This window comes from Spirosoma fluviale (assembly GCF_900230225.1).
Lineage (GTDB): Bacteria > Bacteroidota > Bacteroidia > Cytophagales > Spirosomataceae > Spirosoma > Spirosoma fluviale.
The window spans coordinates 1,882,064-1,895,181 of sequence record NZ_OCNH01000001.1; the positions used below are offsets into that span (position 1 = coordinate 1,882,064).

Here is a 13,118-nt window from a genome sequence, read left to right on the forward strand (position 1 = left end):
TTCCCCGTTTTTCACGTATTTTTGTTCCCCTAATCAATTCCTATTCCTGATGCCTCTCTCGGCAACGAATGGCGTCATGAGCTGTGTATGACACACATCATACAACATCCATTATCCATCAAGTAATGACCTCTGTATTACGTATTGCCCTGCAAAAATCCGGTCGGCTGAGCGAAGATTCGTACCAGCTGTTCAAAGAATGTGGTATTCGATTCGACTACGGCACCGGTAAGCTTAAATCTGTTTCATCAAACTTCCCGGCTGAGTTTCTGTTTCTGCGCGACGACGATATCCCCGGCTACGTGGAAGATGGCGTGGCCGATCTGGGTATCGTTGGTGAGAATGTAGCCGTTGAAACGGGTCGGCCGGTAACGACGGTTCATAAATTAGGTTTCTCCAAATGCCGTTTATCCATTGCCATACCCCGCGGTACGGAATGGTCGGGTATTCAGGATCTGGACGGGAAGAACATTGCTACGTCTTACCCCAATCTGTTGGGTCACTACCTGGCCGGGGAAGGGGTAAAGGCTGAAATTCACGAAATCAGCGGTTCGGTGGAGATTGCACCTAGTATCGGTCTGGCCGAAGCCGTTTGCGATATTGTCAGCTCCGGCAGTACCCTGCTGAGTAACGGGTTGAAGGAAGTTGAGACGATCTTTCGTTCCGAAGCCATCCTTATTGCCCGTCCGGAACTGGAAGCCGACAAACAGGCGTTGGTCGACAAACTGCTGTTTCGGATCAAGTCTGTACAGGCGGCAAAAAATAACAAATACATTGTCCTGAACGCACCCAACAACGCCCTCGACCAGATTACGGCTTTACTCCCCGGCATGAAAAGCCCAACGGTAACGCCCCTGGCTACTGAAGGCTGGAGCTCGGTGCATTCGGTGCTGAACGAGAATGAATTCTGGGAAAACATTGAAGCCATCCGGGCCGCCGGTGCCGAGGGTATTCTGGTGATCCCAATCGAGAAAATGATTTATTGATTAAGAAGGAGTTAGGAGTGAGGAGCGAGGAGTGAGGAGGGCTGACGGATGTTTTTTGCTGACGCTTCCTTTTTTGCTAATGCCGCCCGTGCGGTGCGTCAGCAACTCTTAACTCCTAACTCCTATCTCCTAACTCCTAAAAAACATGAACATCATCCCTTTTCCCGACCGTGCTGAGTGGCCTGCGTTGCTGGCTCGCCCGGTGCAGTCGACACAACAGATTGAAGCGGTAGTTGCGCCCATTCTGGCCCAGGTTCGTGCCAGGGGAGATGCCGCCCTGATTGAACTGGCTCTGAAGTTTGATAAAGTCGACCTGTCGACGGATGGAATGGAGGTGCCTGTTTCCGAACTCGATGCCGCCGAAAGTCAACTGAGCGATGCGCTGAAGACGGCCATCAAGCAAGCGTACCAGAACATCCGGACCTTTCACGAGCGGCAAAAACAGCCTATCGAGAAAGTTGAAACCATGCCGGGAGTCGTCTGCTGGCGTAAAAGTGTTGGCATCGAAAAAGTCGGGCTGTATATACCGGGCGGCACGGCGCCCCTGTTCAGTACGGTGCTTATGCTGGGCATTCCGGCCCAACTGGCGGGTTGCCGCGAGGTGGTCCTCTGTACGCCCGGTAACCACCCAGCCATTTACTTTGCTGCCAAACTCGTTGGCATCACGAAGGTCTTCCGGATCGGGGGCGCACAGGCCATTGCGGCCATGGCCTACGGAACGGAATCGGTGCCGCAGGTCTACAAGATTTTTGGCCCCGGCAACCAATACGTGACGGCAGCCAAGATGTTGGTTGCCAAAGAAGGGATGGCTATCGACATGCCCGCCGGACCCAGCGAAGTGGCCGTTTATGCTGATGATTCAGCGGTGCCGTCGTTCGTTGCCGCCGACTTGCTCTCGCAGGCCGAACACGGAGCCGATAGCCAGGTATTGCTGGTATCGACCAGTAAAAAACTCGTGTCGATGGTCAATCTGGTGCTGCCCACGCAATTGAGCAAGCTGCCGCGTCGGGAACTGGCCGCCAAAGCGTTGGAGAACAGCAAAGCGATTCTGGTCGATAACGAATCGGATGCCATTGATTTGCTGAATGCTTATGCCGCCGAACACCTGATTCTGAGCGTTGCCAATGCCGAAGCCGTTGCGGAGAAAATCATCAATGCGGGCTCTATTTTCCTGGGTAACTACACACCCGAATCGGCCGGTGATTATGCGTCGGGTACCAACCACACGCTGCCGACAAACGGGTTCGCGAGAGCCTACAGCGGGGTATCGCTGGATAGTTTCGTGAAGAAGATCACCATTCAGCACATCACGCCGGAAGGTATTCAGAACCTCGGCCCGGTTGTGGAAGCCATGGCCGAAGCCGAATCGCTCGACGCCCACAAACGCGCCGTCAGCCTGCGAATGGCAAGCCTGGCCGAAGTAAATCTGGTCTGATTTTGTTATCTTGCTACTTAAACGAGTAAAAAAAGATGAGCCAGCTAGTCATTGAAGTAGATACCCCAGAAGATGAAGCCTTGCTGATGCAGTTGCTGCCCAAGCTGTCTGGACGCTTGATTGAGAAAAAGCCAAGCCCAGTTAAGCCAACATTAGCTGAGGTTCTGGAGGAAGTTATCCAGTCGGGCGGGGCTGGAGAATCTTACGGCGATCCGGCAGAGTGGCAACGGGAGATTCGTAGTTGGGACCGGGTGCTTGACGGTCGGGAAGAATGATTTTAGACAGCAATATTGTCATTTATTCAACCCAACCTAACTACATAGGCCTTGCCAGGTATCTACAGGCAAATCAGAACATCGTTCGGGTTTCATTGATTTCTACGCTTGAAGTACTTGGCTACAGTCGTATGAGCGCAAAAGATAAGCTGACGTTTGATGCCTTCTTTGGGAGTATTGATATTTTGCCAATTAGTAGAGAGATCATAAACGAAGCTATTCGCCTTCGTCAACAAAGAAAACGCTCATTGGGTGATTCAATAATTGCTGCCACCGGGTTGTTCTACAATGAGCCGGTGTTAACCCATAATATCGCTGACTTTGCCGATATTTCTGGTCTAGACATCATTCCTCTGGATTCGATTTTATAAATCCTGCTTTTCCTTCTTCATGCTTGACCTTACTTCATTGCGGGCGGATACTCCCGGCGTTCAACACGTTAGTCATTTTAACAATGCCGGTGCTTCACTCATGCCGCAGCCGGTTATCGACGCCATTACCCGTCATATAAATCTGGAAGCGGAGATTGGTGGTTATGAAGCTGCCGAAGCCCAAAAGGAAGCGATTCAGGGGTTTTATACCGCCACTGCCGACTTGCTGAACACAACGGCCGACCATATTGCTGCCACGGCCAACGCCACCGACTCCTATGCTCGTGCCCTGTCGTCGATCCCATTTCGTGAGAGGGATGTGATTCTGACGACCACAAACGATTACGTATCCAACCAGATCGCCTTTCTATCGCTGCAAAAACGATTCGGTATAAAAATCGTCCGGGCGGCTGATGAGGGAAACCGGGGCGTGTCGGTGGACGATATGGCTGATAAAATCAAGTCGCTTCATCCCCGGCTGGTGGCCGTAACCCATGTGCCGACAAACTCCGGGCTGGTGCAGCCTGTGGAAGCCATCGGGCAGCTTTGCCAGGAGCATGACGTACTTTATCTGGTGGATGCCTGCCAGTCGGTGGGGCAGTTGCCCGTGGATGTAAGCCGGATTCACTGCGATTTTCTGACGGCTACCTGCCGGAAATTTTTGCGGGGACCTCGGGGCATGGGGTTTCTCTACGTCTCGGAAAAGACGCTGGCTGCGAACATGTCCCCCTTGTTCATTGACCTGCACGGGGCGGAATGGGCATCGGTAGACGCGTACCGGCTGGAGCCGACAGCAAAGCGCTTCGAGGATTGGGAGTTTCCCTATGCACTGGTGCTGGGCGCTGCTGAAGCTCATCGCTACGCCCTCAAAGTCGGTCTGGACGCGATTGCCGAGCGTAATGCTGCTTTGTGTGCCACATTACGCACAGAACTGGCTCAGTTGCCGGGTGTCCGGCTGCTGGACGAAGGCGCGCAACTTTCCAGCATCATCATTCTATACAGTGAACAGAAATCGGCTGCTGACTTGAAATCGGCTTTGTCTGCCCGAAAAATCAATACGTCGATCAGTACCCACGGCGCTGCCATTCTGGATTATGATCGTAAGGGAATGAAAACAGCCGCCCTGCGCATTTCTCCTCATTATTTTAATACCGACGACGAAGTAGCCCTTCTGATCGACACCCTGCACCACGCGTTCAAATGAAACACCTCGCCGACTTACTGCTACTGGGCGACCCGCGCCTGTACGAAACCTGTGAACCGGTGCTCGAATCGGAGTTGCCGCTCGTGACGGGCTGGGTTGCTGATCTGCACAATGTCATGGAAGAGATTCGGGCCAAATACCAGTTTGGCCGGGGCATTGCAGCGCCCCAGCTGGGCATAATGAAGCGGTTAATTTACCTGAATGTCGACCGTCCGCAGGTCATCATCAACCCGGAGCTGGTTGCGGTGAGTGACGAAACCGACGAACTCTGGGACGATTGCATGAGCTTCCCGAACCTGTTGGTACGGGTACGGCGGCATACAAAGCTCACGATGATCTACCGCGACGAACACTGGCAAACCCATACCTGGGAGGTGACCGACTGGCGCATCGCCGAACTGATCCAACACGAATACGATCATCTGAACGGGGTCCTCTGCACCATGCGGGCCATCGACGAACGGGCGTATCAGTGGCGACCCACCCCCGGCACCAATCCGAAAACACCATGATTTCCCAACAAGTACTTCGGTACGAAGCTCTTTCCGTAGCCGACGCATCGCGTTTATCCGAAGTCGCCATCCGGGCCTACTGCGATCATTATCTGCATTTGTGGCACGATAGCGGGGCCTGGTACCTCGCCCGGTCATTCACCCCCGAGGCTCTGGCGCTTGAACTACTTGACGAGAATGCCCGCTTCTACCTGATCTATCTGCATGAAGAACCCGTTGGTTTTCTGAAGCTGAATCTGCTGAAGCCATCGCCCTGTTCGCCCTCGCTGAACGGACTTGAACTTGAGCGGATTTACCTTCAACAAGCGGCAACCGGTAAAGGCATCGGTGCAAAAATCGTACAATTCGTGCTGGAGCACGCCCGGCAGATGGGCAGGCAGGTTGTCTGGCTTAAAGCCATGGAAAGCAGTCACGATGCCATTGCGTTTTACGAGCGGATGGGCTTCGTGTTGTGCGGCACATCCAAATTGTCGTTCGAGGTTATGCGGGAGGAATACCGGCCTATGGTAACCATGCAGCAGGTACTTTGAGTAAGGGTACCCGGCACCAGTCGATGAGGTTCAGGTAAATTCCTTCAGTGAGACGGGCTGAGTGGCGAAGAGTAGCGGCAGTTTCACCTGAAACCAGCCTTCATGTTCCTGAATAACAGGTTGTTGCTGGTTGAGCAACTTATATTTTACGGCAATATTGGAAAGCCCCACTCCATTCGATTCAACCCGCAGCGTTTTGCGTTGCAGGCTGTTTTCAACCACCAACATGTTATCCGGGATGGTACGAATCCGGATTTTGAGCGGCTTCTGAGCAATAACTACGTTGTGTTTCACCGCATTTTCCACCAGTAACTGTAGCGTTAAGGGAGGCAAAAGAGCTTCCTGATACGCTTCATCGACGTCAATATCCAAACTTACGGAGCAGCCAAAGCGGGTCTTGAGCAGATGGAAATAGGATGAAATAAATCGAAGCTCAATGCTCAGCGTTGTTAGTTCATGTTCATTGCTGCGGAGCAGGTACCGGTATACTTTAGACAACTCATTCACAAACTCACCCGCCTGATGCGGGTCTTCGTCGATCAGGGACGAAAGCGTATTCAAGCCATTGAAGAGAAAATGGGGGTTTATCTGACTTTGTAAAGCCCGCATCTGCATCTCTGTTTTTTCCTGCTGCATCCGTTGTAGAGCCAGGTCGGCTTCCAGATATTCCCGACGGCGTTGCTCGCGTTCACGCTCCAGATCTTTCTCAACGACAGCCTTGTTGACGGCTTCCCGACGGTGCCGGTAGGAGATACCCAACGCAAAAAAGATCAGGTCCAGCACCACCCCCGTCTGAACGTACAGATCAGGGTGCTGCCAGAACAGCGACTGCTGGTTGAGTTCAGGGGAGCGTAGCAGCAGCAACGTCGTTACGGAATGGTTGAGGAGTAATGAGGCTGTACCGGCCACGAAAAAACGGGCCACCATATCCGTCGACCTGAAAAACGAATAGACGATATAACTACCAACGGCTAGCAGGGCAAAGCGCACCGGCTGAAGCAGAATCTGGTGAACCGGCGATTGCCAGAAATCGGTGAATAGATAGATGTACGTTTTTATGACGCAGTAGCCCACCAGCAAGCCCTGTACAACGGTAACCCAGCGAAGAAATCTGGGACGTTCGCGAAGATTGAGAAAGATTTTGGCTAATTCGAGGTAAAGAATGTAGCCCGAATAGGAGAGGAGAAGCTTCTCGAAATTGGCAATGTTCAGGGGTTGGTTGAAATGATTGATCGTAAAGTAAATCGCCCAGGTTACAGTGTATAACGAGTAAATGCCGTAGATGCGCTCCCGGTACATGAACCACTGCACTGTGTTTGTCAGCAGCATTGCCAGGACCATACCCAGAAAGAGCGGAGACAAAGCTTCGTAGGTCATTGATCGGATAAAAGGGTCTTAAGAGGATAGGCAAATATAGAGTAATCAACCAGTTTTGATTTAATCTCTCTATTTAGTGGAGATTACACTTTATGAGCGGCATTTTTTAAGGGTAAACACAGTCTGGTGCCACAGGACCACTTCACAAGGTTCTCAACGCAATTCACACGGCTCTTTCTACGGTTCACACACGCAGCACTGGTTCTGCCCCCGGCCCGCATTGTACGTTTGCATCGTTCCTCACAAAAAACAGAAACAACAAATCGATCATGCAAACGATTACCAGGTTATCACTTCTGGCCCTCGCCTTTACTCTCTCTTTGGACCCTGCTTCGGCACAACAACCGGTTCGGCGGACAGCCGCTAAACCAGCTACCAGGCCAGCCACAACTAGCGCCCGGACGTCGGTAGGTCAGACCCAAAAAACAACGCCTGCGGCAGCACCAGCCGCCAAATCCGAAGCACAGCCACAGACACCCGTAGAAAAACCGGCTCCCGCGCCTGTGGCAGTCCGCCAAACAGAGTCGCATCCACATTCGGTGGCATCGTCGTCAGCTAGCCAAAGCGGCCCGGCTGCACCGGTAAAAGCGAACGGCGACAAGCACGTATACGTAAATGCCGGTGTTGGCCTGGCGGCTTACTATGGTGGTGGTTTGCCATTGGGCGTATCTGCCGAAGTTGACGTAAAGAACAACGTATCTGTAGGTGGTTCGGTCGATTATTTCCGCTATAACTATGGGTACTATTCCGGTGGCTATACGTTCATCTACGCCGGTGGCCGTGTTTCGTACCACCTGGGCGACGCGCTAAGGGTAGAAAATTCAAATTTCGATCCCTACATCGGGGCCTCGCTGGGTTTCCGCCATGCCAGTTATCGTGATTCGTACGGCAACAGTTATAGCGATTACGGCAGCGGCTACAACAGCGGTTTATGGCTGGGAATTCATGCCGGTGCCCGGTACCTGTTCAGCCCGAAGGTCGGTGCATTTGCCGAAGTAGGGTATGGCGTTTCGGCGCTGAAGCTGGGTCTTACTGCGAAATTTTAAGTACTAATGAACCCGTCCCTTGGCTGGGTATACAGTCCTGGTCGCATAATATCCTGGACCGGGGCAAGTCTCCGGCTTGAACTCTTCCTCTTTTTAATTGATCACAACAACTACTCATGAACAGTCAATTCAACTTTCGCTTTTCGGCCCTGCTGATCCTGCTGGTGGCCACATTAGTAACGGCCTGTAAGAAGGGCGACAATGTCGTTCCATCGCCCGATTTGGGGGCACAGGTAGCCGGGACGTATACCTACTCCGAACTCAAAACAGGGGGTAAAACCTACCCGGCCAGCGATACCAACCTGAAGGGAACCATCAAACTAACCCGGCAAACAGCTACCACAGTGGCTATTCAGCTGGCTATCGTTCACAAAGCCACAAATGAAACCTTTGCTGATGATGCCGCCGAAGATGTGGAGGTTGTTGAGTCTGGCATTGGGAATATTGAACTGCACTACAACGGAGACACGATCGCAAAGATTAAAGGGACTAAAATTAGTATCGAGGGGGAAGACGATGCCGGTACGCTATTTACCCTCTTCGCAACGAAGTAATCCCAAACCCAACTCCTCCCTCCAAAAAGGGAGGAGCTTTTATTTTGAGGGTAATGAGTGATTGTAAATGGTAATGTAGTTAGAATTACTTACGCAAAGACGCGTCTACAAGATAAGTTTAAACGATTGATCAGTACATTTAAGGCCTGGAAATCATGTAACGTAACACTCGACAATCGTGAACCTGTACCACCTGGCCTTCCTGACCTTTTTGAGCCTTTCCACCGTTTTGGCACAGCCTGCCAAACGCATTTATCTCGCCAACGACGATCATACCGATTACATGTGGACGGGCAACGAAGCCCAATATGATTCGGCCTTCGTGCGGATGCTGGACTATTACATGAATCAGATCGACTCAACAAAAAACGAGCCCGACGAGTATCAGACGCGCTGGAATTGCGATGGCAGTTACTGGCTTCGGACGTACCAGAAATACCGGAGTCCGGCGCAGTTTGACCGATTGATCGGGTATATAAAATCAGGTCATATCAGCAGTCCGCTGAATTCGCTGGTAAGCACCTTCGGGGCGCAGCCTACCGAAGCCGTTTTGCGGGGTATGTTCTATGCGGGTCGTCTCGAACGCCGGTATAACTTACGCTTTCCCATGGCGGTCTGTATGGAAAATCAGACGCTGCCGCTGGGACTGAGTTCGCTCTGGGCGGGTTCGGGGGCGCGGTACAGCTGGCGGGGCGTTTGCGCCTGTGCATCCAGAATCCAGACCCGACTCGGCAGCCGAAAGCACCAGCTGTACCGGTACATGGGTTTCGATAACCGAAGCGTACTGATGAAGTGGTATAATCGTCACCCGAAATCGGTCGATATTGGCGGGTATGCCGAAGCCCGGACGGAGCCCAAAGTGAAAAACCCGCTCTCCGACATCAGTAGTCGTGTTCCTCTGCTCGAAGCCATGTGCGACACGATCACGCCCAATTCGGCCTATCCGTACAATGTGGCGGGCGCTTTTGGCTATGGCTGGGACGATCTGGAAACGTATAACGCCCCCATTTTCAGTGCTGCGGTTCGCCAAACAGCTACGCCAACGCGTAAGGTGCGGGTATCCAACGAAGAAGATTTTTTTCGGGATGTTGAACAGACGTACCCAACGATTCCAGCGCAATCGGTTTCGTTTGGCAACGAATGGGACCTGTACAGTACGTCCATGAATGAAACGACAGCCCAGGTTCGACGTGCTACCGAAAAACTCCGTTCGGCCGAAGCCCTGGCCTCTTTGGTCGCTTTGCAGGATAAATCAGTTGCTGCCGATCTCGAAACGGCCCGTCATTCGGCCTGGGATGCATTCGGACTTTATTGGGAACACGACTGGACGGCCGATGGGCCGGTATCGCGGAAGGAGCGGGCCGACTGGCAAATCAGGCTTCAGCGGCAGATCACCAGCTACGTCGACACGCTCTATGACCGGTCGGTGGCCGCGCTTGGTAAACGGTTGCCCAGGGGCAGTTCGGCCGCCATTCGATTTTATGTGTTTAATCCACTCAATTGGGAACGTAGTGATGTTGCCGATTTTCAGATCAATTTGCCCGATCCGGTTCGCGTAATCGATGTGTCGACGAATAAAGAAGTTGCCAGTCAGCTTATTCAAAAAGGCGGCAAGCGGTACATACGCATCTGGGCCGAAAAAATACCGTCGGTTGGCTATACGGTTTTTGAGGTTCGTCGCCGGTCGGGAAAAGCAGTTCAACAGCCGCTGGCGGCTCAGGTTCGGGGAGAGTATATTCAGAATCGGCACTACCGGCTTCGTCTCCGAAAGTCCGGGATAATCAGTGAACTGGTTGATCTTCGGGCGGGTAACCGGTCGGTTGTCAAGGCAATTGATGGCCGTTCGTTCAATGATCTCGGTACGGCAAACCCGGACGCAGGCGATGCCTTAGTGGTTGAAAATGCCGGACCCTTGTCGGTCACGCTCAAAGCCGTTTCGCGAGATCCCATTGCGCACACCGTTCGGGTGACGTTATTTCGTACTAGCGGCACCGGAATGCCGGACCACGGAATGCCGTCCCGCATTGACATTGAGGATAGCATTCAGGCGAATTTCGGCGATGTGAAAACGTGGGCTTTCTCGCTGAACATGACCAACCCAACGACCCGCCACGAAGAGCTGGGAGCTGTTCTGACGGTTAAAAAAGAGCACCGGGGAGGCCATTACGCCAGCCAGAATGCCCGCTACGACTGGCTGACGTTCAATCATTTCGCGACGCTGAGTGACTCGAACTATGGCGTTACCCTGTCAAATCAGGATTGTAGTTTTTTTAAGTTGGGGCAAAGTACGCCCGATTCACTCCAGGAAACGTCGGCACAGCTTCAGGCGCTGGCGGGTGGGCAGGTCGACGGCGAAAAGCTCGGTATTATAAAGCAGAACGGCGCGGAGGCATTTCGGTACAGCTTTGCCGTGACTACCCACCGGGCTACGTTCAACGCATCGGAAGCCATGCGTTTTTCCCTCGAACACCAGAATCCGCTGGTAACGGGCGGCATAACGGGTACCAGCACCGTGAATACGCCCCCCGTTTTCTCGTTGCTGACAGGTAGCAATCCGAACGTTTTTCTGTGGAGTCTGAAACCTTCCGAAGACGGCATAGATCAGGGGCTGATCGCCCGCTTCTGGAATATGCAGCCAACCCCCACGACAACGACAATCGGGTTGTCTCGCCCTATCCGACAGGCCTGGCAAACATCGCATATCGAAACGAACGAGCAGGTACTGCAACCGGCGAAGGGGCGGCTAAGCGTTCAATTTATGCCGAACCAGCTAAATACCTACCGGTTGGTCGGCAATAAATAAAACCCATAGCAGGCAGGGCCCACCGCCTAAAAGGTAGGTACAAGCATTGGAACCCGCTGTTGGTACTGTAAGTACTGCCGCCCAAAGGTTGCGATCAACTTCCGCTCTTCATAAAAAATGCCGATCCGAATATAGCCGAAGGCCGCCAGGCTAAACAGAATGTGCTTCCAGTACGGCTGAAGGGCAATAAGTCCGGCCAGGCCAACGAGTGCACCCAGGTACAAGGGGTGCCGGACATACCCGAACAATCCACTTTGCTGTAACTGGTTGTGGGCGGCTGTTTGATGGTCAACAGGCCAGCCGATAAATTCAGCCAGGTCATATTTTCGTAAAGCAATAAAACTAATGAACGCACCCACCGCCAGTAGATAGCCGCCAATCCAGACCGAGCCGATCCAGTCGCCAATTGGCTCGGCCGGGGCCAGGCGCAGGGTTTGTACGACCGGGATAAAGGTGAACAGAGCCAGGCCGTTGTACAGCAGCCGATAATAGCAATGGGGTACATACCGGAAACACAGGTTTTTAAACCAGTTGGTGGCGGTAATGCTATGAAAAGCGCCGAACAGTGTCCAGCTTAAACAGATCAGGAAGTAAGCAGTCATACGTAAACGAATTAAAGATTCAGGACGGGATAAGTTCCTGAGCATGGTGTGGTATAAACTAGTACGTACCTGCTAAAGGCAGAACAAAACAATTCATACGCTATTTTTTGCAGTTCAGTCAGAAATTTTCGCAGTTCGTTCGATCTTGTGCCGTTCGTGACCAACGCGTGTGCCAAATTCGGTATTCATTTTATGATGGCCTACCGTACCAACTGGATAACCCGTCCTGCCAGGGTGATTCGCCGACCTCGGTTTTTCTCGAAATACGAGTGGCGGTATCATCTGTTTATGATGCCCCTGCTGTTTCCGGTTGGTAATTACTATCTCATCGGTCCCCGCTACTTTACCGACCCGCTGGTTTTTGCTGTCGGAACGGGTCTGGTATTTATTCTCTACTGGCTGTCTATTGTTGCCTTAACGCTCACCATCCGGGCGGTTATTCAACGCTACCCGACGGCCAGCCAGACGTTGGTCAGGATGCTAATTATGCTGGCAACCGTGAGTGCATTGACGAGCTTGCTGGCCTGTCTGGATGTCTGGGTCTATAGCCTTGTGCCGTTAACTGGAACTCAGTTTACCTGGTCTGCCACGCGGCCAATTCTGGTGCTGGGGTTACTGTTCGGGGTATTTCTGTGCATGGTGTTAGGACTGGTCTATATGTACAGCCAGTGGAACAAAGATCTCCGCGAGGATGAAGAACTGCAGCGGGAGAGCATTCAGGGACAGTACGATTCGCTGAAAGGGCAACTGAATCCGCATTTTCTGTTCAATGCCCTTAACTCACTCTCAGTACTGATTAGCGAGGAGCCCCGTCTGGCAGAGGAATTTGTCGATAAGCTGGCCTCCGTATATCGATACATGCTCCAACCCGGTAGGCAAGTGGATGCGGGAGCAACCAGCCCACCGGGTGAGCTGGTGACCCTGCTGGCAGAGCTGGAATTCATTGACTCCTATGCCGACCTCCTCGAAATACGCTACGGGAAGAGCCTTCAGATCAAACGCCCCGATCGGCAAAAAATACCTTTTGCTGATTATCGCCTGCCACCCCTAACCATCCAGACATTGATCGACAATGCCATTAAACACAATGGGATGTCGGCCGAAAAACCGTTGATTATCCGAATCGATATAACAACTGAGGGCTGGCTGCGGGTGACCAATAACCGCCAGCAGAAAGTGATTCGGATGGAGATGGGCGGCCCCGGTCTGAGTGGACTAACGGCGAAGTACCGGCGGTTAAGTGAGAAATCGCCTGCGATCGAGTCGACGGACACTTACTATCGGGTAGCGTTGCCCCTGCTTTTTTCGGGTACCGGCTGATGGGCTTTCCGGCACAGTTCATCCCTTAATTATAGCAATTGAGGTAATATGTGCTCGCCTTTTTTGGTCCGTGAAGTTATATTTATCTGTTGTCCGAATCCCG

13 protein-coding genes are annotated in these 13,118 nt (G+C 52.5%); 11 read left to right on the forward strand and 2 right to left on the reverse strand.

Going from position 1 to position 13,118, the window contains the following annotated elements:
- Window positions 1-125 precede the first annotated feature (125 nt).
- The 7 genes from hisG (at window position 126) to CRO74_RS07935 (ending at window position 5,313) form a co-directional block, all read left to right on the forward strand.
- Window positions 126-986 (forward strand): ATP phosphoribosyltransferase, encoded by an 861-nt coding sequence (hisG, locus tag CRO74_RS07905; RefSeq protein ID WP_097125435.1) that lies wholly within the window; start codon window positions 126-128, stop codon window positions 984-986.
- 145 nt (window positions 987-1,131) lie between these two features.
- Window positions 1,132-2,421: a histidinol dehydrogenase gene (gene hisD, locus CRO74_RS07910; RefSeq protein ID WP_097125436.1), complete on the forward strand. Its 1,290-nt coding sequence runs from the start codon at window positions 1,132-1,134 to the stop codon at window positions 2,419-2,421.
- 35 nt (window positions 2,422-2,456) lie between these two features.
- A complete protein-coding gene (locus CRO74_RS07915) occupies window positions 2,457-2,696 on the forward strand; it encodes a hypothetical protein (RefSeq protein ID WP_097125437.1) in 240 nt (79 codons plus the stop codon).
- Window positions 2,693-3,067: a type II toxin-antitoxin system VapC family toxin gene (locus CRO74_RS07920; RefSeq protein WP_097125438.1), complete on the forward strand. Its 375-nt coding sequence runs from the start codon at window positions 2,693-2,695 to the stop codon at window positions 3,065-3,067. Before CRO74_RS07915 ends, CRO74_RS07920 begins: the two co-directional genes overlap by 4 nt.
- Window positions 3,068-3,086: 19 nt before the next feature.
- Window positions 3,087-4,271 carry an aminotransferase class V-fold PLP-dependent enzyme gene (locus CRO74_RS07925; RefSeq protein ID WP_097125439.1) on the forward strand — a complete coding sequence of 395 codons (1,185 nt, stop codon included), beginning with the start codon at window positions 3,087-3,089 and terminating at the stop codon, window positions 4,269-4,271.
- Window positions 4,268-4,783 (forward strand): peptide deformylase, encoded by a 516-nt coding sequence (locus CRO74_RS07930; protein WP_097125440.1) that lies wholly within the window; start codon window positions 4,268-4,270, stop codon window positions 4,781-4,783. The genes CRO74_RS07925 and CRO74_RS07930 overlap by 4 nt, the downstream gene beginning before the upstream one ends.
- The gene (locus CRO74_RS07935) at window positions 4,780-5,313 is read left to right on the forward strand and encodes a GNAT family N-acetyltransferase (protein WP_097125441.1); all 534 of its coding nucleotides are present in this window, start codon (window positions 4,780-4,782) and stop codon (window positions 5,311-5,313) included. Before CRO74_RS07930 ends, CRO74_RS07935 begins: the two co-directional genes overlap by 4 nt.
- Window positions 5,314-5,343: 30 nt before the next feature.
- On the opposite strand, the gene CRO74_RS07940 is transcribed toward CRO74_RS07935, so the two are convergent.
- Complete coding sequence (locus CRO74_RS07940) at window positions 5,344-6,690, reverse strand: sensor histidine kinase (protein ID WP_097125442.1); 1,347 nt, start codon at window positions 6,688-6,690, stop codon at window positions 5,344-5,346.
- A gap of 269 nt (window positions 6,691-6,959) precedes the next feature.
- Here CRO74_RS07940 and CRO74_RS07945 point away from each other — a divergent pair, with 269 nt between their 5' ends.
- From CRO74_RS07945 to CRO74_RS07955, 3 genes are all read left to right on the forward strand, one after another.
- Entirely contained in the window at window positions 6,960-7,736 is a 777-nt protein-coding gene (locus CRO74_RS07945; protein ID WP_245877781.1) for a putative outer membrane beta-barrel protein, read from the forward strand.
- Between the two features lie 116 nt (window positions 7,737-7,852).
- Window positions 7,853-8,290 carry a hypothetical protein gene (locus CRO74_RS07950; RefSeq protein ID WP_097125444.1) on the forward strand — a complete coding sequence of 146 codons (438 nt, stop codon included), beginning with the start codon at window positions 7,853-7,855 and terminating at the stop codon, window positions 8,288-8,290.
- Between the two features lie 178 nt (window positions 8,291-8,468).
- Window positions 8,469-11,093 carry a glycosyl hydrolase-related protein gene (locus tag CRO74_RS07955; RefSeq protein ID WP_245877782.1) on the forward strand — a complete coding sequence of 875 codons (2,625 nt, stop codon included), beginning with the start codon at window positions 8,469-8,471 and terminating at the stop codon, window positions 11,091-11,093.
- 26 nt (window positions 11,094-11,119) lie between these two features.
- Here the strand turns inward: CRO74_RS07955 and CRO74_RS07960 are convergent, their stop codons facing one another.
- Entirely contained in the window at window positions 11,120-11,695 is a 576-nt protein-coding gene (locus CRO74_RS07960) for a methyltransferase family protein (protein WP_097125445.1), read from the reverse strand.
- 192 nt (window positions 11,696-11,887) lie between these two features.
- Here CRO74_RS07960 and CRO74_RS07965 point away from each other — a divergent pair, with 192 nt between their 5' ends.
- Window positions 11,888-13,015 (forward strand): sensor histidine kinase, encoded by a 1,128-nt coding sequence (locus CRO74_RS07965; protein WP_245877783.1) that lies wholly within the window; start codon window positions 11,888-11,890, stop codon window positions 13,013-13,015.
- The last annotated feature ends 103 nt before the right edge of the window (window positions 13,016-13,118 follow it).

What these genes read in the sequence shown, in the direction of transcription:
- hisG (WP_097125435.1), top strand. Translation starts at nt 126, where the DNA reads ATGACCTCTGTATTACGTATTGCCCTGCAAAAATCCGGTCGGCTGAGC.
- hisD (WP_097125436.1), top strand. Translation starts at nt 1,132, where the DNA reads ATGAACATCATCCCTTTTCCCGACCGTGCTGAGTGGCCTGCGTTGCTG.
- CRO74_RS07915 (WP_097125437.1), top strand. Translation starts at nt 2,457, where the DNA reads ATGAGCCAGCTAGTCATTGAAGTAGATACCCCAGAAGATGAAGCCTTG.
- CRO74_RS07920 (WP_097125438.1), top strand. Translation starts at nt 2,693, where the DNA reads ATGATTTTAGACAGCAATATTGTCATTTATTCAACCCAACCTAACTAC.
- CRO74_RS07925 (WP_097125439.1), top strand. Translation starts at nt 3,087, where the DNA reads ATGCTTGACCTTACTTCATTGCGGGCGGATACTCCCGGCGTTCAACAC.
- CRO74_RS07930 (WP_097125440.1), top strand. Translation starts at nt 4,268, where the DNA reads ATGAAACACCTCGCCGACTTACTGCTACTGGGCGACCCGCGCCTGTAC.
- CRO74_RS07935 (WP_097125441.1), top strand. Translation starts at nt 4,780, where the DNA reads ATGATTTCCCAACAAGTACTTCGGTACGAAGCTCTTTCCGTAGCCGAC.
- CRO74_RS07940 (WP_097125442.1), bottom strand. Translation starts at nt 6,690, where the DNA reads ATGACCTACGAAGCTTTGTCTCCGCTCTTTCTGGGTATGGTCCTGGCA.
- CRO74_RS07945 (WP_245877781.1), top strand. Translation starts at nt 6,960, where the DNA reads ATGCAAACGATTACCAGGTTATCACTTCTGGCCCTCGCCTTTACTCTC.
- CRO74_RS07950 (WP_097125444.1), top strand. Translation starts at nt 7,853, where the DNA reads ATGAACAGTCAATTCAACTTTCGCTTTTCGGCCCTGCTGATCCTGCTG.
- CRO74_RS07960 (WP_097125445.1), bottom strand. Translation starts at nt 11,695, where the DNA reads ATGACTGCTTACTTCCTGATCTGTTTAAGCTGGACACTGTTCGGCGCT.
- CRO74_RS07965 (WP_245877783.1), top strand. Translation starts at nt 11,888, where the DNA reads ATGATGGCCTACCGTACCAACTGGATAACCCGTCCTGCCAGGGTGATT.